Origin of the sequence: Halorussus sp. AFM4, assembly GCF_051194995.1 — an archaeon.
Lineage (GTDB): Archaea > Halobacteriota > Halobacteria > Halobacteriales > Haladaptataceae > Halorussus.
The window spans coordinates 1-23087 of the sequence record NZ_JBNTJT010000006.1 but is presented as its reverse complement, the minus strand read 5'-3'; the positions used below and the strand labels follow the sequence as shown (position 1 = coordinate 23087).

Below are 23087 nucleotides of genomic sequence, written 5' to 3'. Positions count from 1 at the left end.
GCTCCGCCCAGAATGCCTAACTTTGGCCGGCCACTGTATCTTACAGGAGAGCGATACGATGGGGGAAATTGCAGTTATCCATATGGATCTGATGTCGAAGGGGGGCGGCGAGGCGGTCGCCATGAACGTCCTGGAGGCGCTCCAGGACGACCACGACGTGACGGTCCTGACGCTGACCGACCCCGACCTCCGCGAGCTCAACGACTACTTCGACACGGAGGTCGACGTCGGGGACCTGACCGTCGAGCGGGCGGGGCGGCTCGCGCCCTGGCTGAACCGGACGTTCGGCCTCAAGTACTACGTGCTCCAGAACGCGCTGCTCGGGCGGTACGCCCGGCGGCGGAGCGACGAGTTCGACCTGCTGGTCAGCACCATCAACGAGCTCGGCCTCGAATCGGACTCGGTCCAGTACGTCCACTTCCCGTTCGACTGGACCGTGAGCTGCGACCAGCGCGAGCACATCTTCCACCCGACCGTCGAGGAGGACTCCCTCTACGAGCGGCTCGCGACCCGGGTCGCCGGGGTCGACCGCGAGGACATCCGGCAGAACGCGCTGCTGGCCAACTCCGGCTGGACCGCGGACGTGGTCGAGGACGCCTACGGCACCCGGCCCGAGGTGGTCCACCCGCCGGTCGACACCCGGGAGTTCGAGGACCGGCCCTGGAGCGAGCGCGAGGACGGCATCGTGACGGTCGGCCGCATCGAGCGCAGCAAGCGCATCAAGGAACTGATCGAGATCACCGCCGGCGTCCGCGAGCGCGGGCAGGACCTCCACCTCCACGTCATCGGGCCGACCGTCGACGAGGAGTACCGCGAGGAGGTCGAGGCGATGGCCGCGGGCCGGGAGTACGTCGAGCTTGAGGGCGAGCTGCCCCGCGAGGAGCTGGTCGAGCGCGTCTGCGACCACCGGTACGGCATCCACGGCAAGCGCTACGAGCACTTCGGGATGGCCGTCGCGGAGCTCGCGGCCGGCGGCGCCATCCCGTTCGTCCCGAACGACGGCGGCCAGCACGCCATCGTCAACGACCGCGAGGAGCTGTTGTACGAGAGCGTCGAGGACGCGATCGACAAGCTCGCCGCGGTCGCGGGCGACCCCGACCGCCAGCGCGAGCTCCGCCGACCCATGGGGCCGCGGGCCATCCGCCGCCGGTTCGGCCGCGAGCGGTTCCAGCGCCGCATCCGGCGGGTCGTCGCCGACGCGCTCGACCGGCCGAGCGCCGAGGTTCCCGGGCCCGCCGCCGACGCGCCGGCCGAGCGCCCCGCGAGCGGCGACTAGCGAGTCGAAGCAGCGACGACTGATTCTGAGGCGCCTCCGAGCGGTCAGACGAACGCGGCCTTCGAACGGTCAATCGAACGCCGCCTCCGAGCGGTCAGACGAGTTCCGCGTACCGCGCGTCGAGCGCGTCGGCGGTCTGCGCCCATCGGTAGTGCTCGGTCGCGTGCTCCCGGCAGGCCCGCCCGGCAGCCGCCCGCTCGGCCGGGTCGAGGTCGGCCCACGCCGCCAGCCGGTCGGCCAGCGCCGACGCGTCGACCGACTCGACGACCATCTCGGCGGGAACCCGGGGGTCGTCCCGGAGGCCCGCCAGTATCTCGGTCGTGCCCCCGACCGGGGTGGCGACGACCGGCGTCCCGGACGAGAGCGCCTCCAGCGTGGCGAGGCCGAACCCCTCGAGCCGCCGGGTCGGCAACGCGAAGCAGTCGGCGGTCGCGTAGGCGGCCGGCAGGTCCTCGTCCGGAACGTACCCGAGGAACGTGACCCGGTCGGCCAGGTCCAGGTCGGCGGCCCGCCGCTCCAGTTCGCCCCGGAGCGGGCCGTCGCCGGCGACGTAGAGGTGGACGTCCGGGCGGGTCCGGGCGACCCTGGCGAACGCCCGCAGGAGCATCCCGTGGCCCATCCTGGGCGAGAGCCGGCGGACCGTCAGGAAGGCGGTCTCGGCGTCGGCGCCGCCGTCCGGCGTCACCGTCGCCGTGCGCCCCTCGTCTCCGGTCGTCGCATCGCGCCCCTCGTCTCGCGGCCTCCCCTCGTCACCGCCACCGGAGATCATCGGCTCGTAGGTCCCGGCGTCCGGGCGGTATCGCTCGACGTCGACGCCGCCCGGGACGACGTCGGGGTCGGCGACGGGGCCGTGGACCTCCCGGAGCTTCCCGGCCATGAACTCGCTGAGCGCGAGGACCTGCTCGCAGTCGCCGAGCACCGACCGCTCGATGCGCTCGCGGAGCGCGGCGTTGAGCCGGCGGCGCGGGGCCGACGGCCGGTCCTCGTGGCCCGCCCGGATGCGGTACTCGGTGGGCCACGGGCTGTGGAAGGTGGCGCTCCGCGGGACCGCGTCGTCGACGAGCAGGTCCACGACGGGGTCGGTGACGGTGCCCTGGAAGCTCACGAGGTCGGGGTCGGGCAGCGCGTCGAGGTGGTCGCGGACGCTGCGGACCGCACCCGGGAGCTGTGCCGCGATGTCGGGCGCCGACCGCTCGGCGACCGAGAGGTCGTAGCGGGCGACCCGGACGCCGGCCACGGTCTCGCGGGCGGGGACGTCGCCCCGCCGGCGGGTGACGACCGACACGTCGTGGCCGCGGTCGGCGAGCCGCCGAGCCGTCTCGTGGACGTAGCGACCGGTGCCGCCGGACCCCGGGTCGGGGTAGAAGTCGTGTGCGGCGACCAGGAGGTGCATGTCGGAACGACGGCGGAGACGGACAAAGGGCTCTCGGCCGACGGAGAGCACCCTTTAAGGGACGGGCCCGAGAGGAGTCGGTCATGCCCCTCCTACCGAAGCGACTAGCCGCGGAAGGCGTCCCCGTCGCCGGAGTCCTCGCGTTCTGGAACCTGCTCGCGTGGGTCGTCCAGCACCAGAACGTCGGCGGGCCGGCCCGGACCGCCGGGGTCGTGATGGCCGGCCTCTACGTCGTCGTCCGGGGCGTCGCGCTCGCGCCCGAGGTTCCCCGGTTCGCGACCGACGACGTCCGCCTCGTGCTCTCCGAGAACGCCCGCGTCGCGGTCCCGGCCGCCGCGTGGTTCGTCGCCGCGATGGCGGTCGCCGCCATCGACGGCTCGACCGGTTACGGTCACTCGCCCGTGACGACGGTCGCCGCGAGCGCGCTGGCGAGCGCGGGACTCGGCGTCGTCGGCATCTACGCGGTTGCGGCGGGCTACAGGACGCTCGGCGGCGGAACCGTCGGCGGTGAGGACCCGGGGACGGCGGGCGACGAGCGTCCCGCCGACGGCGCTTCAGCGGACGACTGACCGTGTCAACAGTCGGGTGGCGGCGCGATTCGGTACGGCACACGGCACGAGATAGATCGTTCAGAACCGGTGCAAGCGTTTGCGTTTACGTAAACGGGCGGGGCCCGACCGCGGTCCGAACCGCGTCGACGCACCCCTCCGGAACGCCCGGGGCTAGGCGGGTTCACGCCGGTACTCGTCGAGCCACGGCGGCGCGGTCCGGTCCTTCGCCCACTCGTAGAGGTCGCGCTTCTCGTTTGCGTAGTAGAGCCGGTAGGCCTCCACGTAGTCGTCGGCGGTCCACTCGCCGGTGACCTGCGGCGGGTCGCCCGGTTCGCCCGGCCAGTCGAGCGCCGCGACGGCCTCGCGGTCCAGCGACTCGACGGTCGCCCAGCTCCCGTGGGTCTTCTCGGGCGGGTGGTCCCACCGGTAGCGCCACTCCTCGTGGGCCGCTTCGGCGTACGCCCGGAGGTACTGCCAGTTGTCGAGCGACGCTGCGGCCCACCGCGTCAGCGGGTGGTCGGCGTGGGTGAAGTAGAGCGCCTCGCGGACCTCGGGGTCGCCCTCGGCGTAGCCGTTGAGCTGGACCGCGGTCGTCAGCACCATCGCGTTCTCGAACACCGACGAGAGGACGTGGGAGTCGACCAGCCACCGCGCGGTCTGTTCGAGGTCCCGGTCCAGCCAGAAGGCGTTGACCATGGAAGCGGTAGGGGACGGCGGGGTTTAGGCGCGACGGGGACTCGCCGATTGCGACGTCGAGAGGACCGGGAGGTGAGGAAGAGAAGTGGGAGGCGGCTCAGTCGTCGGCGACGTCGGGCGCGGACCGACCGCGCTCGGGGGTCGAGGCGCCGCCGACGGGCGTTGCGGCGTCCCCGCCGTCGGCCAGCGCGTCGGCGTTCGCGAACAGGAAGCCGGCGAAGCCGACCCGGATGAGCACCGAGATGTACTGGCTGATGACCGTCGTGCCGAACTCGGTGAACGCGCCGGCCAGCGAGACGAACGCGAACGCGATGAGCATCCCGATGAGGAACAGCAGCAGGTTGCGCGACTTCCAGTGGAGCAGCCGGCGCTCGTCGGGCAGGTCCTGGGCGTCCCGCCAGACGGGACCGAGGAACAGGGAGGCGAGCACCAGGTGGCCGCCGATGACGACGACGATGGAGACGAGGGCGAGCAGCCCGCCGGCGGTGGCGCCGAACTGGAACGCCACGACCTGCAGGGCCGGCAGCCCGGTGACGAACGCGAGCGTGCGACGAGGGACGTCGGCGAGCATCGCGGTGACCGCCCAGAGCAGCGAGTAGGCGACGACGTCGTTGGCGAAGCTCGGGAGGAGCAGCTCGCGGCCGTTGACCGTGACGGCCCCGACGCCGGCGGCCGCGAGGGCGCTGGTCGCGAACCCGACGCCGACCACGCCGACCAGGAGGCGGCAGTACCGCCGGGCGCTCGCCGGCACCCGCCGGAGCCGCGCGAGCAGGACGACGAGGGTGACCCCGTAGGCGACGGCCGCCGCCGCGTGGAGGAGCGACGCGCTAATCATCGTCACCACCCGCGACCGCGTCGAAGTCGAAGCGACCGGTCCCCGTCACCGGGCCGTCGGAATCGGGGTCGACCCCGCCGGCGACGTCGCGGTCGACGCTCCGGGTCTCGAACGCGGCCAGCATCGAGCGGAGGTCCTCGGTCCGGTCGGCGAGCGCGTCGGCGCGCTCCCGGACCTCGCGCATGGTCTCGACGGTCTCGTCGGCGGTGGCCGCCAGCTCGTGGGAGCGGTCCGCGACCTCGATGGCCGACTCCCGGACGGTCTCGACCGCGGCCGCCACCTCCTCGGTCGCGGCCGCGCCGTCGTCGGTCGCGCGGCTGATCTCGGCCATGGCGTCGTCGACGTCGGTGACCGTGGTCGTCAGGTCCTGGAGGGTCTCGCCGGTGGCGTTCACGATGTCGACGCTGACGTCGAGCTGGGACTCGGTGGCGTTCATCTCCCGGGTGACCTCGGTGACGTCGGCCCGGGCGCCCTCGATGATGCCCTCGATCTCGTCGATGGCCTCCTGGGTCTCGGTCGCGAGCTGCTTGACCTCGTCGGCCACCACCGCGAACCCGTCGCCCTCGGCGTCGGCGTGGGCCGCCTCGATGTTGGCGTTCAAGGCGAGCATGTTGGTCTGCTCGGCGATGTCGTCGATCAGGTCGGTGGTCGACTCGACGTCGCCCATCCGGTCGTCGAGGTCGTCGACAAGCTGGCCGAGCCCCGCGACCGCCTCGGCGATCTCGTCCATCGCTTCGACCGCGTCGGTCGCCCGGTCGGCGCCCCGCTCGCCGACCTCGGCCGCGTCTGTGGCCTGCGCGGCGACCTGGTCGGTGGTCGAGGCGACCTCCTCGATGGTCGCCGAGAGGTCGTTGGCCTCCTCGACCGCGCTCGCGAGCTGGTCGGTCTGGTCGGTGACGTCGTCGGCCAGTCGCCGGATGTCGTCGGCCAGCGCCTCGTGGGACTCCTCGACCTCCGCGGCGTCGTCCGCGACCGCGTCGCTGGCCCGCTCGACGTCGGCCGCGAAGTCCCGTATCTCCTCGATGGTGCCCGACAGGCCGACCGCCATCTGGTCGTACGCGACGCCGATGCGGTCGATGGCCTCGATGTCGGCGTCGGTGTCGAGCTCCCGCGAGAGGTCGCCGTCGGCGGCCGCCGACATGGCGTCGGCGATCTCGGCGGCGCTCTCCCGGAGCCGGTCGTTCCGGCGCTCGGCCTCCCGCTGGGCCTCCTCGGCGCGCTGGCGGGCCTGCTCGGCCTCCTCGCGGGCCGCATCGGACTCGGTGAACGCCTCGTCGAGCGACTCCCGCATCGAGTCGAACGACGACGCCAGCGTCCCGAACTCGTCGGCCCGGTCGCTCTCGGGCGAGACGTCGAGGTCGCCGCGCTCGACGGCCTCTGCGGCGTCGGTCAGGTTCCGCAGCTCGACGCCGACGCTCCCGCCGAGGACGATGCCGAGCAGTCCGACGTGGAGCGCGAGGACGAACAGCGTGGCCGCGACCGCGTCGACCGGGCTGGCGCCCGTCCGGGCGGCGTCCAGCGCGAACACCACGCCGAACGCCATCGTCGCGACCAGGGTCGCGAACAGCGCCGCGCCGAGGCGGTGGCTGTACTTCCCCGTCACCCAGTGCCTGGGCGAACGTGTACTCATTACGACCCGTCTTCTTAACTACCCAAGTTATACCTTTGGACGCGAGTATCAGATGGGATAATCGGGACGAGCGGCCGCGTGAATCCGAAAATCGAAGGGCAGTCCTAAATTACTGGGTCGGCCGGTCGAAAGCTGCCTCCGGGCCTGGTTCTGGACCAAGAGCGACAGCCGACGACCGGCGGAGGTATCCCCAGCCCTCGTCGTCTCAGTGCCGAATCGGAGGTCCCGACCGCGCCTGATCCAGGAGCGGGTTCCCCCAGCGGACGTTCACTCTTCGGCTCGTTTGGCCGCCGCCACTTTCGCTTCCAGCAGGCGGGTCAGTTCCTCCGTCGGCACTTCCTGTTCGTACCGGATCTGAACGGTTTCCGTTCCGGTCTTGTACCCCTTCTCTTCGAGCATCTCGCGGTCGTCACTGTGCAGCGCGTCCGCACCGATGCCGAAGGTCGCGTGGTTCCGCTGTGCGGAGATTCCGACGTGAGAACCGTGGAACTCGTAGAAGGGCACGTTGTATTTTATCCCCTCTTGGGCTTCCGGAACAGCGGACTCGATCAGTTTCCGGAGCTCCTCGAGTGTCGGCCGCGCCTCGCTGCGCGCGTTGGCGATGTACGTGTCGACGTCGTCTGGTTCGGGCATCTTCGTGCTCACCCGGGGACCGCTACCGTGATTCGACGTACGTGTTACTTCGGCTTAATGAACTCGGTGGGTTCCAGCGCCGATCGCGTCGTGCCCGAACCGGTGCTTCTCGAACGGACGGAAACTGCGACACCGCGAGTGCACGACTCACCGACGAAAGGCGCCGTTCCGGCGACCAGCCCTGATTCCAGACGGCGAACAGCGTTTTACCACTCGCTACCGTTCTTCCGTCGGAAACATGGCGGAGTACGACTTCGACGGACGAGTGGCGTTCGTGACCGGCGCGGCCCGGGGGCAGGGCCGCTCGCACGCGCTGCGGTACGCCGAGAACGGCGCCGACGTGGTGTGTGCCGACATCTGCGAGACCACCGACGAGTCGACCTACGAGCTCGGCGACGAGACCGAGCTCGACGAGACCGTCCGGGAGGTCGAGGAGCGGGGCCAGCGGGCGCTGGGCGTCCAGATGGACGTCTCCGAGGAGGCCGAGGTCCGGGCCGGCGTCGAGGAGGCGGTCTCGGAGTTCGGCCGCATCGACTTCCTGGCGAACAACGCCGGGGTCGCGCCGGTCTCGGGGCTGATGGACTTAGACGAGGAGACCTGGGACCACGCCCTCGACGTGAACCTCAAGGGGATGTGGCTCTGCGCGAAGCACGTCGGCCAGCACATGGTCGACCGCGGCGAGGGCGGGCGCATCGTCAACACCTCCTCGACCGCCGGGATGGTGGCGTCGCCGGGGCTGGGCCACTACACCGCCGCGAAGCACGGGGTGCTGGGGCTGACCAAGACCCTGGCGATGGAGCTGGCCCAGCACGACGTGACGGTCAACGCGGTCTGCCCCTCGGCGGTCGACACCCCGATGACCGGCGGCATCGTCGAGTCCATCGGCGAGGAGATGGCCGAGATCGCCGAGCAGTCCGGGCCGGACAACGTGCTCGGCGAGATCGTCCAGCCCGAGGACGTGAGCGCGGCGTTCATGTGGCTGTCGAGCGACGACGCCCGGTTCGTCACCGGCATCGCGCTCCCGGTGGCCGCGGGGGCGACCGCGATTTGACCGACCGGACCGGCGGAGCCCTCGGCCCGACGAGGCGGGCTCCCGACCGCGGCCGGCGGTCGACCGACGCGGTCCACCGGCCGACCGACCCGAAGCACCACCGGACCCGATACCCGTGAACTGGAACGAGTTCCTCGACTACGACCGGAACCGCATCGCGTGGTGGCTGTACGTCGTCGCGTTAGCGGCGGGCGTCGCCTACGTCGGCTGGTCGTTCGTCGGGATGTTCGTGCTGGGCGTGTTCCTCTACTACGCCTCGCGACCCGTCAACGACCGGATCGACGAGCACATCGACAGCGACGGCTGGGCGGCGGCGCTGACGCTGCTGGGCATCGTAGGACCGATACTCCTGACCGTCGGATACGTCCTCCTGACCGGCCTGCGGGACGCAGCCGCGCTCTCGGGGATGTCCGAGGTCACCGGACTGCTGTCGCCGCTGTTGAACGTCGAGAGCCTCACGTCGAACCAGGAGAACCTCCTGCAGACGCTGTTGAACAACCCCCAGAGGGTCCAGTCGGTCGACACCGGCAGGATCCGACAGCTGGCCAACGCCGCGCTGGCCGCGCTGGGCGCGGTCCTGGGCGCTCTCGTCCTCGTCTCGCTGTCGTTCGGTCTCGCCTTCTTCCTGCTGCGGGACGACGACCGCATCGCGGCGTGGTTCCGCGACGAGATCGCTCCCAGAGGGACGACGGGCCACGCCTACGCCCACGCCGTGGACGACGAGCTCGAGACGGTCTTCTACGGGAACATGCTGTTCGTGCTGGTGATGGCCGTCCTCGCGGCGGTGGTGTACTACGGCTTCAACTTCCTCGCGCCGCCCGCGCTCACGATCCCGTTCGCCGTCCTGCTCGCGCTGCTGACCGGCGTGGCGAGCCTCGTCCCGCTCGTCGTCGGGAAGGTCGTCTACGTCCCGGTGGTCGCGTACCTCGCGTGGATCGCCTCCGGGCAGGGCGGCGCGGCGATGATCTACCCCGTCGGCCTGCTGGTGGTGTCGTTCCTCGTCCTCGACATCCTGCCCCAGACGTTCCTCCAGCCGTACATCTCCGGCAACGACATTCACGTCGGGATCATGATGTTCGCGTACCTGCTCGGCCCGATGCTGTTCGGCTGGTACGGGTTCTTCCTGCTCCCGCTGTTCTTCGTGCTGGTGATCCAGGCGGTCCGCATCGTCGTGACCGACCTGATCCACGGGGACGACCTCTCGCCGGACGTCGACGCCGCGCCCTCGCTCGGCCCCCGCGAGCTGGGCCAGAGCGGCGAGGAGGACAGCGACGAGTCGGCCTCGGCCTCGTCCTGACGGTCGCGACCCGCGGACCGCCGGGGGTCACGACCGACAGCGCCCGCGGCTACGCCCGGACGAAGACCGGCGTGCCGGGGTTCCCGGCGTCGCGGTACCCCAGCGACCGGAGCGCGTACACCAGGTCGGCGAGCGCGTAGTCCGCGTCCGCGGTGACCGGCCGGCCGTCGTCGGTGTGGTCGGCGGTCCGCGCGCGCAGGTCGTCGAGGTCGACGGCCCGGGGCCGGGCGTCAGCATCTCCGCCGGCGTCAGCGTGCCCGCCGGCGTTCGCGTCCTCCGCCGCCGTCGAGGCTCGGGCCGCCGCCCGGGAGCGAGTCTGCGAGGACAGCGCCGCGTCCGAATCGCCTCCGTCTGCGAGCGCGGCGCGAACGGGGTCGTCGGCCGGACCCGGTTCGTACGCCCCGCGCTTGGCCGCGACGCGTCCGCGGAGGTCGTCGTGGGTCCGGCGGGCCGACCGCTCGGGGTCCCGGACGCGCTCGACGCGCTCGACGAGCCGGCGGTTCTCGGCGACCGCCGCGTCCCAGTCCTCGACCGCCGCCGCCGCGAGGTCGCCGAGCTCCTCCGGGTGGCCGGCGAGCGCGTAGTCGTCGGGCGCGCAGTCGTAGACCCACGGCTCGTCCCGGACCACGAGCACCTGCCCGCTGGCGGCCTGCTCGAACGGGGTCCGGGCCATGGTCTCGTACTCGCTGGCGCAGACCGCGAGGTCGCCCTCGCGGAGCGCGGCCTCGTAGGTCGCCCGGTCGGCCTCCGGGTAGGCATCGACCCACGGGCGGTCGGCGTACTCGTCGGGGATGGGCTGCATGCTGGTGAGCAGGGTCCGGATGCCGTGCTCCTCGTGGAGGCGCTCGCCGACCGCCAGCAACCGGTCGGCGTGCTTCTTCGCCCAGAGCGACCCCGCGAGGTGGAGGGTCCGGGGCTCGTCGGCGTACGACTCCTCGAACGCCGAGAAGTCGATGGGACTCCCGGTCTCGACCGCCCCGTCGAGCGCTTCGTCGACCACGTCGGGGCGGAAGAACTCGGTCGCGTGCTCCCGGAGGCGGTCGGCGTCGACGCCGGCCTTGAACCAGATGCCGTCGGCGAACAGGGCGCCGGCCATCGCCATCCGGCCCTGGAACGGGCCGCGGTACGAGCAGTAGCGGTACTTGAACGGCACCTGGAGGTCGTGGACGTTGGCGACGACGTCGAACGGCTCGACGTCGGCGGCCCACCGGTCGGTCAACGCGCGGAGCCACTTGTGGAGGTCGAACCGGCCGGTCCGGCGCTGGTCGACGACGACGTCGAGGTACGCGCCCCGGTCGTAGATCTCGCGCTTCAGCGCGGCGAGCTCGTCCCAGCTGTAGCCGCCCTCGGTGAAGATGTCGCTTCCCGCCGCTGCCCCGCCGAACGGCTCGGCCCGGACCGCGGTGACCCGCTCGCGGTCGGCCAGCACGGCCTCGTCGGGGACCCCCGGCGGGACCAGCCAGTAGACGTGGAGGTGCGGGTCGCGGTCCAACCACCCGGCGACCCACGTCGCGGCGTCGCCGAGGGTGCCGTTGGCGGTCGGGTCGTCGGGCCGGTAGAGTTCGGGGACGATGAGGACGCGCATGGGTGAGTCGTCGCGGTCGGTCGTGTGGCAGTGAGAACGGTGGCGAGCGGTTTGAAAACCGCGGCCGTCCCCGACCGGCCCGGACGGTGGGGCGGCCCCACACGACGCGCGAGCCGGCCGCCTCGCCGCGCTCCGAAAAGCCTATTGGCCGCCGCAGAAAGCCGAAGAACGAGATATATGGGGGAGAACCAATGGACGATGGAGCGGTAGACGACCGCGACGCGTTCCTCCGGATGGCCCGCGAGTTCCCGGTCCGGACCGGCATCTACTCGTTCGGTCTCCCGGTGTTCGGACTGCTGCAACTGATCAACGGCTACGTCCACGACGGGGCGCTGCTCTACGTCGGCCTGTTCGCGGTGGCGGCCGTCGCGCTCTCGGTGGTACTCACCCGGTACCACGTCGCGGTGTATCGACGCAAAAGAGTCACTCGGTAGCCGGACCCGAGCGAACGGCGCGACGGCGGTGAGCGACTCGCGGTCGGGTCACCGCGTCAGGTCTCGCGGCCCAGCGCGCGGGCCTCCTGCTTCTGGTCGCGCGCCGCGTACGCGCTGAACGCGCCGATGCCGAGCGTGATCAGCCCGACCACGACGTCGTTCCAGAACACGAAGGCGTTCTCGGCCTCGGCCGCGGCGCTGGCGTCTGCACCGAGCACGAACGGGGCCACGACCAGCCACAGCCCGACCAGCGCGGCGACCGCGGCGGCGCCGACGCTGCCGACCTGATCGCGGCCGCGACGGGCGTAGTTGTAGCCCCCGGCGAGGAGCAGTAGCCCGCCCGCGATGATGTCGTTCCAGAACTGCGAGGCGACCATGTCGAACAGGAACACCTGCAGTACCATCCACGCGCCGATGAGGGCGATGAGCCCCGACAACCACTTCCCGCGCTCGTACGGATTCGGATCGACGTCCGCGTCGACGTCGTCCGTGTCGTACTCCGCGTCAACGTCACTGTTGCTCATACTGTCTCTCCCCCGTCGGGTCGTTGGGGCAGCGACCTCAAGAGTGTGCTGGCTCACCGCCGGCGTAACGTCTTCTTACCGCTTCTCGCGGCCGTTCTGCTTAACCGGATCGCGCCGCGAACTTCGGACGAGAGCACCATGCCCGAACCACGAGTCACGAGCGACCGCGACGACGTCGAAGCGTGGGCCGACGAACACGACGCCGTCCCCGTTCGCGAGGGCGACCGGGTACGGCTCGTCCGCGAGACCGACCTGACAGACGACCACGAGCGCCTCGACTGGGAGACGTTCCACCGGGAGGTCGACGAGGAGGACCGCGCCGTGACGTACTACGGCGACGCCGAGGACCGCGAGCCGTTCGAGGTGAGCCGCCGCGACGACGCGCTCGACCGCGTCGTCTCCGGGGCCGAGGACGTCGACCGCGAGGAGGCCGAGCGGCGGCTCGTCGAGGGCGAGACCGTCACCGGCACCGTCACCGAGACCACGGTGGTCGAGGAGACCATCGTCGAGGAGGCGACCATCGAGAGCGAGGTCGTCGACCGGGAGGTCGTCGGCCGGGACGTGGTGGACGTCGAACTCGCGGACCGCGAGTGCCAGGCCTGCGACGTCACCGCCGAGGAGGCCGACTTCGACTACGCGAGGACGTACGGGACCGACCGGTTCCTCGCCGACGACGTCGAGACCGTCGCCGTCGACGAGTACCCGTTCGACGTCACCGTGGAGGTCCGCGAGGACTGGGTCGTCACCATCGAGGAGCGCGAGCGCTACACGGTCGAGACCGACATCACCGACGTCGACGTCTCCGAGACCGAGGAGATCGAGGCCCGGGACGTCGACGCCGACATCGACGTCGACGCCGTCCACCGCCAGCTGCTCGGCGGCGACCTCGTGGACTTCGACGTGGACGCCGAGACGGAGGGAGAGGAGGTCGTCGACACCGAGACGTACGACATCGAGAGCGAGGTCACCGACGAGGACGTGCTCACCACCTACCTCACCTCCCGGCGGCTGCTCGAGCGGGAGATCTCCGAGCGGTCGCGGCTCACGGCCGACGTGATCGAGGGCGAGCTCCTCGACCGCGAGGTCGTGCGCGAGGAGGCCGTCGACTCCGGGCTCGTCGAGCGCGACGCGGACTCCGACGTCGAGACCGACACCGAGGTCCGAGAGACCGGAGTCGAGACGGACACCGGCGTCACCGACGGCGAGGTCGTGACCGACGCCGACGACGTCCGCGTGCTGCCCGACGACAGCGACGAGGGCAAGACGGTCGTCGACGCCGACGGCGACGAGATGGGCGAGGTCATCGACGTGAGCGACGGGGTCGCCTACGTCGACCCCCACCCGAGCCTCGCCGAGCGGGTGATGTCGCGGCTCGGCTTCGACGAGGACGAGGAGTACTACGAGCTCCGGTCGGACAACATCGACCGCATCACCGTCGACGAGATCGTCGTCGCGACCGACGAGTTCGACGACGACGTCGCGCGGTGACGTCGCTCGCGGTCGGCGGGCCGAGGTAGCCCGGACCGAGTGCCGACCGAGAGGGGCTCGCCGACCCGGTCTCTCGCCGGCTGCCGGCCCGTGCGTCGGGCGCGTTTCCGAAACCATTAGCCCTCACCGTCCCAAGCCCGGGGTAATGAGCGACCTGCTGGTGCGGGCGGCGCGCGGCGAGCGAACCGAGCGACCGCCGGTCTGGCTGATGCGGCAGGCCGGCCGGTACATCCCCGAGTACCGCGAGATCCGCGAGGACTACACGTTCCGGGAGGCCATCTCGACCCCCGAGGTGGCCGAGCGCATCACCCTCCTGCCGTGGGAGCTGTTCGAGCCCGACGGGCTGGTGATGTTCTCGGACATCCTGACGGTGCTGGAGCCGCTCGGGCTCGACTACCGTATCGAGAGCGGGGTCGGGCCCGTGGTCGAGAACCCGGTGACCCGGCCCGACGAGGTGCCCGCGGGCCACGCCGACGTCCGGGAGGAACTCGACTACGTCGGTGCGCTGCTCGAGCGCCTCCAGGAGAGCGTCGGCGACCGGACCAGCATCATCGGGTTCACCGGCGGTCCGTTCACCCTCGCGGCCTACGCCGTCGCGGGCCGGCCAGCGGGCAAGAAGCAGCGGCCCGTCCGGCGCTTCCGGGTCGAGCACCCCGAGGCGTTCCGGGCGCTGCTGGAGCGCTTCGCCGACGTCGTGGTCGACTACGTCGAGTACCAGGTCGAGGCCGGCGCCGACCTGATCCAGCTGTTCGACACCTACGCCGGCCTGCTGACCCCCGACGACTACGCGGCGTTCGTCCAGCCGCTCCACCAGCGCATCCTGGACGCGGTCGACGTCCCCACGGTCGTCTTCGTCCGGAACCCCGGCGGGAAGCTCGACCTGCTGGCCGAGGCGGGCGCCGACGTGGTGGGGCTCGACTGGACCGTGGACATGGCCGACGCCCGCGAGCAGCTGGGCGACGCGCCGGTCCAGGGCAACCTCGACCCGGCGTACCTGCTCGGCGACGAGGAGTTCGTGCGCGAGCGGACCGCCGAGGTCATCGAGAAGGCCGGCCCCGAGGGCCACATCCTGAACCTCGGCCACGGCATCGACCGCGAGACGCCGGTCGAGAACGCGCAGGCGTTCGTCGAGACGGCCAAGGAGTGGGAGTGGTAGGCCGAGCGGCCGCCCTCGCCAGCGGGCCCACCGGAGCGACCGACCCGGCCGACTACGATAGCTCCGCGGCGAGTTCGTCGGCCAGCGACTCGGCCTCCCGGAGCCGGCTCGGGACGCCCATCCGGGCGGTGTAGTTGGTCGCCAGCCGGAGGCCCTCGGGCAGGTCGACGCGGTCGAGCGCGTCCCACGAGGCGTCGTGCGCCGGGAAGCCCCGCCGCAGGACGTTCACGTCCACGGCCTCGGCAGGTGCGCCCGTCACCCGCTCGAACTCCTCGGCGGCGATCTCGCCCATCCGCTCCTCGCTCTCGTCGAGCACCGCCGGGTCGTGCATCCCGCCGAGGAACGCCGTGTAGATTCCCCAGTCGAACATGCTGTCGTTCCACGAGACGCCCAGCGTCCGGAGGTCCTCGTCGAACCCGACCTGGTAGCCCAGCGCGGCGGGGTCGACGTCGCCCTCCGCGTCGAGGTCCGCGCGGAGGTAGACCATCGCGAGCGGGTTGTAGTTCAACTCGCGGAGCGCCGCCGCCGAGTCGGGCGCGAGGTCGGCCACGAGGTCGGCGGTGAGGTCCGCGGGCGTGGTGAGGACGACGCGGTCGAAGACTTCGGTTCCCTCCGGGGTCTCCAGTTCGTAGCGAGTGGTGTCGTTGCCCTCGATCGCCCGCACCGCCGTCACGGGCGTCCCCAGCCGGATCGAGTCGGCGTGGGCGTCGGCCAGCGCCTCGGGGAGTCGCCCCAGCCCGTCGTCGAACGAGACGGCCGGCGGGCTGTCGCGGCCGCCCGCCGTGCGCTTGATGGCGGTCTTCAGCAGGCTGCCGTCCCGGCGCTCGGCCGCGACCAGCCCCGACAGGGCGTGGCCGACCGGCATCTGGGCCGGGTCCGAGCCGTAGATGCCGCCGAACAGCGGCCCGAGCAGGTTGCGGTAGGTCTCGGCGCCGAACTTCCGGGTGAACATGTCGGCGGCCGACTCCTCGGGGTCGGCGGGGTCGGTGAACGGTTCGCTCAGGACCGCGCGCTTGGCCTCGGCCGACAGCAGGTCGGTCTCGCCGAACGCCTCGACCGAGAACGGCGCGGGGTGGAGGTCGCCGCCGGCGTAGACGCAGATCGGGAGGTCGGGGTCGGCGGTCCGGACCTCGTCGCCGAGGCCGAGGTCGGCGATGAGGCCGTCGACGCGCTCGGTCCGCCGGACGCGCTGGGGACCGCGCTCGATCACGTGGCCGTCGACCCGGTCGCTGCGGACGACGCCGCCGGGAGTGGGCGCAGCCTCGAACAGTGTGAAGGCCACGCCGCGCTCGGCGAGGTAGTGAGCCAGCGAGAGGCCGGTGATGCCGCCGCCGACGATGCCGACCGCGGGCCGGTCGGGGCCGGCCGCGGCGGCGCTCCGCTCGGCGGTCGCGCTCTCGTCGCCGGACGCACGCTCGTCGCTCCCCCGCGGTTCGCCCCCGTCGCCGCTCATGTCCGCTCGACGGGCGCGTTCAGGCACATCGCGTTCGGCGAGTCCGAGCACTGGCACCGCCGGTACTGGTAGTAGCCGGGGTCGAAGTCGCCGACGAACGGCTCGGCGAGGTCCGCCAGGACGCCGGGGAACCGGTCGTCGTCGTGGGGGACCGGGACGCGGTAGAACTCCAGGCCCGCCTCCTCTGCCTCCTCGCGGAGTTCGTCGTCGAGCTCCGAGAGGGTCTCGCTCTGCTCGTGCATGAAGCTGACCGGCTCGACCAGGACGCGCTCCACGGAGTCGTCGGCGCCCAGTTCCTCGATGACCTCCTCGACGTCGGGCTCGGTCCACGGGATGTCGCGGTTCTCGTGGTTCTGGTAGCCCAGGCTGTAGGAGTCGACGCCGAGCTTCCGGCCGAGCACCTCGCAGAACTCCTCGACGTACAGGTCGTACCGGCTGCCCTCCTCGAGGTAGTGCTGCGGGGTGCCGTGGGCCGAGTAGACGAGCTCGGTGGCCTCGTCGGTCGGGTCGACGTCGTGGGCCGCCGCGAACCGGCGGACGTTGTCGGCGCGAAGCGCGTTGTACTGCGGGTGACGGTGCCACCCCGTGATCTCGGCGACGGGGACGTCCCAGTCGCGCTCGGCCGCCTCCTCCTCGAGTTCGTCGAGCGCCGCGATGGTCGTCGACGCGCCGCAGAGCGGGTAGACCGGCAGGCCGACGAGCTCGTCGACGCCGTCGGCGCGGGCCGCCTCGACCGCGTCGCCGACGAACGGCTCGGTGAACTGCATGCCGACGTACGTCTCGACGTCGTACCCCCGGTCGTCGAGCTCGGCCGCCAGCGCGTCGGCCTGGGCCTCGGCCTGCGGGTTCAGCGGGGAGCCGCCGATCTCCTCGTACTCCTCCATGAGCCCGGACACCCGGCGCTCGGCCAGCTGGCGGGCGCGCTCGCGGGCCTCCTCCTCGGTGTCGGCCTCCTCGAGCGAGGCGTTGTTCAGGAAGATGCGCTCGAGGTAGGCGACGACGTTCTCCCGCGTCGGTTCGGCCGGCTCGCCGAAGTTGAGCAGGACGACTCCAGTGGACATAATCGGGGGTTAGGACAGTGCGCTGTAATACCTGTCGCTTGCGGTGTATCCCGACGCCGAGCCGGACGTATCACTTTTAAGACCATCCGGCGAACCGTCCCGATAGACCATCGAATGACGCTTTCGTCCATCATCGCCGACCTGCGGGGGAGCGAACAGACCCTGACGCTGTACAACGCCGGCGACGACGCGGCCGTGCGAGCGGTCCGGGACCACTTCGCGGTCCAGAACGTCGCGGTGCGGGAGGCCGACGCCCCGGCCGGCCCCGACGGCTTCGCCGTGCTCCACGACGGCGGGGAGTTCGTCGCCGCCAGCGACCTCGACGAGCTCCGCCGTTCGGTCTCGTTCGAGGCCGACCTGCTCGACGCGCCCGACTTCGCCGAGGCGTCGCCGCCGGACGTGCTCAAGCACGTCAGCAACACCACGTTCAGCACCTACGACAGGCGCCGGATGATCCTGGCCTCCCGGGAGATCGAGGAGCGGGCCTGGCGGACCGCCGGGGGCGAGCTCCACGCCGGCTTCCAGGCCCTGTCGCGGTTCCGCGAGCAGTGGGAGCTCTACGCCCGCATCGCCCACCGCGGCGTCGACGTCCACGCCTACGGCGTCCCCGACTGGCGGCCGCCCGAACCCGACTGGCTGACGGTCCGCGCCGAGGACACCCCCGAGCTCCGGGAGTCGTGGTTCGTGGTCTTCGACGCCCCCGACGGCGAGGACTGCGCCCTCGTCGCCGAGGAGCGCGGCCCCGGCGAGTTCGCCGGGTTCTGGACCTACGACGACGAGATCGTCGGCGACGCGCTCGCCCACCTCCGGTCGACGTACCCGTAGCTCCCGAGCCCTCGGGAGCGGTACGGACTGCTCGTCGGCGGTACGCACCGGTGGGAATCGGGATTCAAGGGCCGTCGGGCCGTGTCGTCGCTCGTGACCACCGACGAGCCAGCGGTCGACGGACGGGACGCCCCGGAGCCGACTCCCGGCGAGCCGACGCGGGACGACATCGAGAGACTGTTCGGGTCGCTGCCGACCATTCGGGTGTCGCGACTCTCCGGCGAGAAGTGAGGGCGCGAGAGATATCGAGCTCACGACAAGAAGTGAAGGCGCGAGGGGGTTGAACTCGCGACAAGGAGCGAAGACGCGAAGGGGTGTCGAACTGGCGAGCACCGCTGTCGCCCCCGATCCGCCACTCGGGCCAGAGAGTCGGCGGCGTCCCGCGGCTCAGTCGTCCTCGACCCGACTGTCGAGCTCCGACTCCGCGGCGGTCGACCGGAGCCGGGGCGCGACCAGCCAGACCGACTCGGTGAGCAGCCACACGAGGGCGACGACCCCGAAGAGGACCGCGGCGAACAGCTCCGGGAACCCCATCCAGGCCGGCGTGATGTACATCAGCCCGTTGAGGTACTTGCCCGGGATCAGGTTCTTGAGGACGATCCAGACCTGCTCGTCGATCGGCGGCGTCCGGGACGGGAGGTCGGCGCTCGCGGCGCTCGGTCCGCCGGTGCTCTCGTCGCCGGTCCCGAGGCGTTCGGCCTCGTATGGGAACGAGACGTCGACGCTCCAGACGACCTCGCCCTGCCTGTTCACCTCGAAGACGCGGTTGCCGTTCGAGTCGGTGATGAGGGTGTGGCCGTTCGGCAGGCGGTCGGCGTCGCGGGGCCACTGCATCCGGGCGTCGCGGTAGGTCCACGACTCCACCCAGGTGTCGTTGCGCCGCTGGTACTCGACCACCCGGTTGTTCTCCGAGTCGCCGACCACGACCGCGGGCCCGCCCATCGACTCGTTGATGTAGTCGGGGTTGTGCTGCTCGTAGAGGACGCTGTACTCGTCCTCCTCGCCGAGGGTCCAGTTCTCCATCAGCCCGCTCCGGTTGACGAACACCACCCGGTCGTGGTTCCGGAGGCTGACCATGACCCGGCCGTCGTGGAGGAGTTCGACGTCGTTGATGTGGGTCCAGTCCTCGGGGTAGGGGCCGCCGGTCTCGGCGGGCGCGAACGCGTCCGAGGCGTTCCAGCGCCACCCGATCTCGCCGGTCTCCTGGTTCACGACGAACACCCGGTCGAGGTAGATGTCCCCGACCAGCAGGTGGGTGTCGTTGATGCGGTCGACGTCGTGGAACCGGGTCTCGGGCTTGCCGGGGGTGACCTGCGACCAGACGTGGGAGACCTCGCCGGTCGTGAGGTTCACGCGCTCGTAGCCGTTCCGCGTGCAGACAGAGAGGTCCTGCTGGGCCTCCAGGTACTCGTTCCACGTCTCGCGGTCGACCGCGTACGAGGAGACGTTCCACTCGTCGGGGCACTCCGAGGCCGAGAGGTGGTCGGAGTAGCCGTACTCGACGGTCGCCCTGGTGCCCGGAACCGGGTCGACGTCCCAGTAGCGGGTGTGGGAGTCGTTGTAGTAGAGGAACGACCCGTCGGGCGCGAACGCGACGAGTTCGGCCCGCGCTCGCGGGCCCTCCCCGCGGCTCCCGAGCCACGAGTTCGAGTCGGTCGCGATCACGGTGATGCCGTCGGCGGGCGGGGCGACCCGGGCGCTCGGGTCGCGGGGGCCGTCGGCACCGAGGTGGTCCTCGACCGTCCCGTCGGCCGAGTGCATCGCGTAGCCCGTCCCGACGGTGAGCGCCGTGACTGCGAGCAGGACTGCGAAAACCGCACGGAGACGACGTTTTCGAGCCACTACCCAGTTTGGCAACGAATACGTATTTAGTCTTTATTGTGACCGATACGCACGGTTCGTCGGCCCGCGTGCGCCAAATCGCGGTGGGCCGTCGCCACCCGTGCAAGTGGGCTTCCGCGTTACCCAGACAAGTGGGCCCCCGCGTCACCCAGACAAGTGGGCCTTCGCGTCATCCGGGCAAGTGGGGCTTCCACGTCATCCGGGCAGGTGGGCCTCGAACACGTCGGCGCGGAGCCGCTCGTGGACGTGGTCGAGCAGCGTCTGCAGGTTCTCGGCGTCCTCCCGGTTGTACCGGACGAGCCGGTCGAGCGCCGCGTCGTCCCCCTGGCGGTCGTAGCGGTGCCAGAGCCGGACCGCCTCGCGGCCGTCGACGTCCTCGTCGTCGCGGTCGATGCCGACCGCCCGTTCGACGCTCTTGAGCCCGCCCGATAGCCCGAGCTGCTTGCAGGTGTACAGCAGGTCGAGGTGGGGCACCGAGACGTCGAGGTCGAAGCAGTCCTCGAGGAACGGCTGGTCGAACCGCTTGCCGTTGAACGAGACCAGCATGCTCGACGCCTCGAACTCCTCGCGGAGCGCGTCGGCCGTGAGGTCCTCCCCCTTGACGTAGGTCCGGGTGTCGCCGCCGCGGTGGAGGCTGACCGTGGTCACGTCGTGGCGCGCGCTGTCCAGTCCGGTGGTCTCGATGTCGAAGAAGCAGGCGTCGTCGGCGAAGTTGCCGTACGCCCGCCAGAGGCTCCCGCTCGGCAGACTGTCGGCGAAGAAGCCGGCGTCGCCGGCGTCGAGTCGGTCGCGGGCGTCGTCGATGAACGCCCGGACGTTGGCCCCCGTCTTCGGGCCGAGCAGGTCCGCCTCGAAGTCGTCCCAGTGGGTGACCCCCTGTCGCCAGAGTTTCCGCTCGGTCTTCTCGCCCACGCCGGTGGCGGCGATGAACGAGTTCTGGAGTCTCATCGGACGCCGGATTGGCTGGAGGGGTCTTAGTCGTTGGTGATTCGGTCGGCCCGCTCCGGAGGTCGAGAACCGGCCACCGGCGGTGGAGTCGCGGCCCCGCGGAGCGCGTCGGCCGGGGGTCGCGCCGGTCCGCGGTGCCCGGCCGCGACCGCCGCGGTCAGTCCACGAACTCGATGTCGGTGTCGCAGATCGGACACGAGTGGACCCCCGCGGTCTCGTCCATGTCGGATTTCGCGCCGGTCCACCCGCAGTCGGGGCAGAGGATGGTCTCCTCGGTCATGCGCGGTCGTTGACAGTGGGGCACCAAAAGAGTAGGGTACGGCGAGCGCAGACCGGTTGACGGGACGTCACGTTCCGGACCTCGGGAGGCGAAGTGGCCCCGTCTGTCGACGCGTCCTACTCGACCAGGTCCCGGTACGCCGGGGCGACCCACGCGTACTCGACGTCGGCGAGCGCCGCGCGGACGTTCCGGTTGCGGGCCAGCGTCTCGGCCTGGCGCTGGCGGACGCCCCCGGCGTCGAACGGGATGGCCGACGCGAACACGCCCTCGTAGTGGTAGACCGCGCGCTCGCCGCCGGCCTCCAGGCCGACCAGCGAGTAGGCCCCGTTCTCCCGGCGCAGGACGGCGGCGGCCTGGAGGTAGACGTCGGCGCCGCCGCGCTCGCGGGCGATGGCCTCGCAGAGTTCGTCGAAGCGCTCGGTCCTCCCGGCGGACGCGACCGAACTTGCCATAGTCGTTCGGTGGGGAGCCACCACTAAAGCGGTGAGCCAACCGCGGTGAAACTGAAAGTAGTCGGCGGCGAGCCGACAACGTCGTCTATTTCGCACCGACCATGGCCAGTATCGTACGAATCCGTAGAATGATTACCCGGGAGAACGAACGGGCGAACGCAGGCCTGGCTGATAGTCAGTGTCTGTCATCCCGGGCTGGTATCCCGTCACCACTACCCCCAAACTGGATTCCGGCTGTTCTGCGGCGGTCAGCGGCCGACGCGGAGCGACGCCCGGGTCCGCGCGGGCCGAAGCACACAACCCCGTCCGGTCCCGAGTGCGACACGTGTTCCCCGACGAGATCGAGACCGAGCGACTGCGACTCGTTCGGCTCTGCCGCGAGAACGTCACGACGGCGGAGCTCTACCGCCACATGCGGGTCGGGGCGCCGAACATGGACGCGGTCAGCGAGTACGCCATGTGGGACCCCCACGAGACGCCGAAGGACACCCGCGACCACCTCGCGGACATCGAGCGCCAGTGGGACGACCGCGAGCAGGCCACCTACGCGGTGATCCCCCGGCCGAGCGAGTCGTCCGCCGGCGGGACCGGCCGGGCCGACGACGAGGTCGATCACTCGCCGGACGGGGCCGGCGAGACGGGCGTGCGCGTCGACGAGGTCGACGGGGAAGCGAGTGGGCTCGCAGGAACGACCAGCCTCGACTTCGACTGGGAGCGCCGGTCGGCCGAGCTGGGCATCTGGCTCCGGAAGGCGTTCTGGGGCCGGGGGTACTCCGGGGAGCGGGCGGCGGCGCTGCTGGAACTCGCGTTCGACCGCCTCGACCTGGAGCTCGTGGGCGCGTCCCACCGCGTCGGCAACGACCGGTCGCGCCGGGCCATCGAGAAGTACGTCGACCGCTTCGGCGGCCAGCACGACGGGGTGCTCCGCAACTTCGCGCCGACCGACGACGGGGTCGCGGACCTCCACCGATACACCGTCACGCGGGCCCAGTACCGGGAGGCCACCGCGGACGGGACGGAAGAGGGGTCCCAGTAGGCGGGGTCCGTAGCGGAGTCGCGGCGACGGGTCGCGACAGCGCGCGGCGGATCGCGGAAGCGGGACGGGTCGGAGAGGTGCCGGTCGAGCGCCGACGCGCGGTCCGTGCAGGACGAGCCGACGACCGGCGGAACCACCGGGCGACCAGGGTTTCGAAGGTCGGGGCGGGTCGAAACCTGCGGCGCATCGGCGCGCAGGGTTTATCTACCGTACCATCCTACCTACAGACTCATGACGGGTCCGATCCGCCAGCGAGAGCGGGAGCAAGAGACGGTACAAGAGGACGAGTCCGAGAACTCTCAGACCTGCCCCGAGTGCGAGGCGGGGTCGTTAGTCGCCGACGCTGGCGGGAGCGAACTAGTTTGCGAGGACTGCGGTCTGGTCGTCGAGGAGCGCAACGTCGACCGCGGGCCCGAGTGGCGGGCGTTCAACCACCAGGAGCGCCAGTCGAAGAGCCGAGTGGGCGCCCCGACCACCAACACGATGCACGACAAGGGGCTGACGACCACCATCGACTGGAAGAACAAGGACGCGTACGGCCGGTCGCTCTCCTCCGAGAAGCGCAGCCAGATGCACCGCCTGCGCAAGTGGCAGGAGCGCATCCGCACCAAGGACGCGGGCGAGCGCAACCTCCAGTTCGC

Annotated in this window: 24 protein-coding genes; 11 read left to right on the top strand and 13 right to left on the bottom strand. The window is 71.1% G+C overall.

The annotated features are described in order from the left end of the window. Positions 1 to 82: 82 nt before the first annotated feature. A complete protein-coding gene (locus ACQUQF_RS22670; protein ID WP_435181544.1) occupies positions 83 to 1276 on the top strand; it encodes a glycosyltransferase family 4 protein in 1194 nt (397 codons plus the stop codon). A gap of 94 nt (positions 1277 to 1370) precedes the next feature. On the opposite strand, the gene ACQUQF_RS22665 is transcribed toward ACQUQF_RS22670, so the two are convergent. Then, complete coding sequence (locus ACQUQF_RS22665) at positions 1371 to 2669, bottom strand: glycosyltransferase family 4 protein (RefSeq protein WP_435181543.1); 1299 nt, start codon at positions 2667 to 2669, stop codon at positions 1371 to 1373. Positions 2670 to 2752: 83 nt separating this feature from the next. Between ACQUQF_RS22665 and ACQUQF_RS22660 the strand changes: the two genes are divergently transcribed. After that, positions 2753 to 3238, top strand: coding sequence for a hypothetical protein (locus ACQUQF_RS22660; protein WP_435181542.1), 486 nt, complete (start codon positions 2753 to 2755; stop codon positions 3236 to 3238). Between the two features lie 153 nt (positions 3239 to 3391). On the opposite strand, the gene ACQUQF_RS22655 is transcribed toward ACQUQF_RS22660, so the two are convergent. The 4 genes from ACQUQF_RS22655 to ACQUQF_RS22640 all read right to left on the bottom strand — a co-directional run bounded on the left by ACQUQF_RS22655 (position 3392) and on the right by ACQUQF_RS22640 (position 7026). Next, entirely contained in the window at positions 3392 to 3916 is a 525-nt protein-coding gene (locus ACQUQF_RS22655) for a hypothetical protein (RefSeq protein ID WP_435181541.1), read from the bottom strand. Between the two features lie 97 nt (positions 3917 to 4013). Continuing rightward, positions 4014 to 4751: a rhodopsin gene (locus ACQUQF_RS22650; protein ID WP_435181540.1), complete on the bottom strand. Its 738-nt coding sequence runs from the start codon at positions 4749 to 4751 to the stop codon at positions 4014 to 4016. Further along, a complete protein-coding gene (locus ACQUQF_RS22645) occupies positions 4744 to 6381 on the bottom strand; it encodes a methyl-accepting chemotaxis protein (RefSeq protein WP_435181539.1) in 1638 nt (545 codons plus the stop codon). The genes ACQUQF_RS22650 and ACQUQF_RS22645 overlap by 8 nt, the downstream gene beginning before the upstream one ends. 267 nt (positions 6382 to 6648) lie before the next feature. Then, complete coding sequence (locus ACQUQF_RS22640) at positions 6649 to 7026, bottom strand: iron chaperone (RefSeq protein WP_435181538.1); 378 nt, start codon at positions 7024 to 7026, stop codon at positions 6649 to 6651. Between the two features lie 226 nt (positions 7027 to 7252). Here ACQUQF_RS22640 and ACQUQF_RS22635 point away from each other — a divergent pair, with 226 nt between their 5' ends. Together ACQUQF_RS22635 and ACQUQF_RS22630 are read left to right on the top strand one after the other, a co-directional pair. Next, positions 7253 to 8065: a mycofactocin-coupled SDR family oxidoreductase gene (locus ACQUQF_RS22635; protein WP_435181537.1), complete on the top strand. Its 813-nt coding sequence runs from the start codon at positions 7253 to 7255 to the stop codon at positions 8063 to 8065. Between the two features lie 115 nt (positions 8066 to 8180). Further along, on the top strand, positions 8181 to 9362 hold the full coding sequence (locus ACQUQF_RS22630; protein WP_435181536.1) for an AI-2E family transporter: 1182 nt from the start codon (positions 8181 to 8183) through the stop codon (positions 9360 to 9362). Positions 9363 to 9411: 49 nt separating this feature from the next. Here the strand turns inward: ACQUQF_RS22630 and ACQUQF_RS22625 are convergent, their stop codons facing one another. Continuing rightward, positions 9412 to 10947, bottom strand: a complete 1536-nt coding sequence (locus tag ACQUQF_RS22625) for a glycosyltransferase (protein ID WP_435181534.1) — start codon at positions 10945 to 10947, stop codon at positions 9412 to 9414. 191 nt (positions 10948 to 11138) lie between these two features. Here ACQUQF_RS22625 and ACQUQF_RS22620 point away from each other — a divergent pair, with 191 nt between their 5' ends. Next, positions 11139 to 11381: a hypothetical protein gene (locus tag ACQUQF_RS22620; RefSeq protein ID WP_435181532.1), complete on the top strand. Its 243-nt coding sequence runs from the start codon at positions 11139 to 11141 to the stop codon at positions 11379 to 11381. Between the two features lie 56 nt (positions 11382 to 11437). Here the strand turns inward: ACQUQF_RS22620 and ACQUQF_RS22615 are convergent, their stop codons facing one another. Continuing rightward, positions 11438 to 11905 carry an SPW repeat domain-containing protein gene (locus ACQUQF_RS22615; protein ID WP_435181531.1) on the bottom strand — a complete coding sequence of 156 codons (468 nt, stop codon included), beginning with the start codon at positions 11903 to 11905 and terminating at the stop codon, positions 11438 to 11440. A gap of 138 nt (positions 11906 to 12043) precedes the next feature. Here ACQUQF_RS22615 and ACQUQF_RS22610 point away from each other — a divergent pair, with 138 nt between their 5' ends. Next, complete coding sequence (locus ACQUQF_RS22610; protein ID WP_435181530.1) at positions 12044 to 13393, top strand: hypothetical protein; 1350 nt, start codon at positions 12044 to 12046, stop codon at positions 13391 to 13393. A 145-nt stretch (positions 13394 to 13538) separates the two neighbouring features. Next, positions 13539 to 14549: a uroporphyrinogen decarboxylase gene (hemE, locus tag ACQUQF_RS22605; RefSeq protein WP_435181529.1), complete on the top strand. Its 1011-nt coding sequence runs from the start codon at positions 13539 to 13541 to the stop codon at positions 14547 to 14549. Positions 14550 to 14601: 52 nt separating this feature from the next. Here hemE and hemG read toward each other — a convergent pair whose 3' ends face one another. Together hemG and hemH are read right to left on the bottom strand one after the other, a co-directional pair. Next, positions 14602 to 16002, bottom strand: coding sequence for a protoporphyrinogen oxidase (gene hemG / locus ACQUQF_RS22600; protein ID WP_435181528.1), 1401 nt, complete (start codon positions 16000 to 16002; stop codon positions 14602 to 14604). Further along, a complete protein-coding gene (gene hemH, locus ACQUQF_RS22595) occupies positions 15999 to 17063 on the bottom strand; it encodes a ferrochelatase (RefSeq protein WP_435181527.1) in 1065 nt (354 codons plus the stop codon). The genes hemG and hemH overlap by 4 nt, the downstream gene beginning before the upstream one ends. A 114-nt stretch (positions 17064 to 17177) precedes the next feature. On the opposite strand from hemH, the gene ACQUQF_RS22590 reads away from it, so the two are divergent. Together ACQUQF_RS22590 and ACQUQF_RS22585 are read left to right on the top strand one after the other, a co-directional pair. Continuing rightward, on the top strand, positions 17178 to 17888 hold the full coding sequence (locus tag ACQUQF_RS22590) for a DICT sensory domain-containing protein (RefSeq protein WP_435181526.1): 711 nt from the start codon (positions 17178 to 17180) through the stop codon (positions 17886 to 17888). A 93-nt stretch (positions 17889 to 17981) separates the two neighbouring features. After that, the gene (locus tag ACQUQF_RS22585; protein ID WP_435181525.1) at positions 17982 to 18119 is read left to right on the top strand and encodes a hypothetical protein; all 138 of its coding nucleotides are present in this window, start codon (positions 17982 to 17984) and stop codon (positions 18117 to 18119) included. A 156-nt stretch (positions 18120 to 18275) separates the two neighbouring features. On the opposite strand, the gene ACQUQF_RS22580 is transcribed toward ACQUQF_RS22585, so the two are convergent. From ACQUQF_RS22580 to ACQUQF_RS22565, 4 genes are all read right to left on the bottom strand, one after another. After that, the gene (locus tag ACQUQF_RS22580; RefSeq protein ID WP_435181524.1) at positions 18276 to 19730 is read right to left on the bottom strand and encodes an arylsulfotransferase family protein; all 1455 of its coding nucleotides are present in this window, start codon (positions 19728 to 19730) and stop codon (positions 18276 to 18278) included. Positions 19731 to 19925: 195 nt separating this feature from the next. Further along, a complete protein-coding gene (locus ACQUQF_RS22575) occupies positions 19926 to 20678 on the bottom strand; it encodes a ribonuclease H-like domain-containing protein (RefSeq protein WP_435181523.1) in 753 nt (250 codons plus the stop codon). A 157-nt stretch (positions 20679 to 20835) separates the two neighbouring features. Next, complete coding sequence (locus ACQUQF_RS22570) at positions 20836 to 20958, bottom strand: hypothetical protein (RefSeq protein ID WP_435181522.1); 123 nt, start codon at positions 20956 to 20958, stop codon at positions 20836 to 20838. Positions 20959 to 21074: 116 nt separating this feature from the next. Continuing rightward, positions 21075 to 21410: a hypothetical protein gene (locus ACQUQF_RS22565; RefSeq protein WP_435181521.1), complete on the bottom strand. Its 336-nt coding sequence runs from the start codon at positions 21408 to 21410 to the stop codon at positions 21075 to 21077. A 325-nt stretch (positions 21411 to 21735) separates the two neighbouring features. Between ACQUQF_RS22565 and ACQUQF_RS22560 the strand changes: the two genes are divergently transcribed. Then, entirely contained in the window at positions 21736 to 22446 is a 711-nt protein-coding gene (locus ACQUQF_RS22560) for a GNAT family N-acetyltransferase (RefSeq protein WP_435181520.1), read from the top strand. Positions 22447 to 22677: 231 nt separating this feature from the next. Continuing rightward, positions 22678 to 23087: transcription initiation factor IIB (locus tag ACQUQF_RS22555; protein WP_435181519.1), on the top strand; the 410-nt coding region annotated here is incomplete at its 3' end.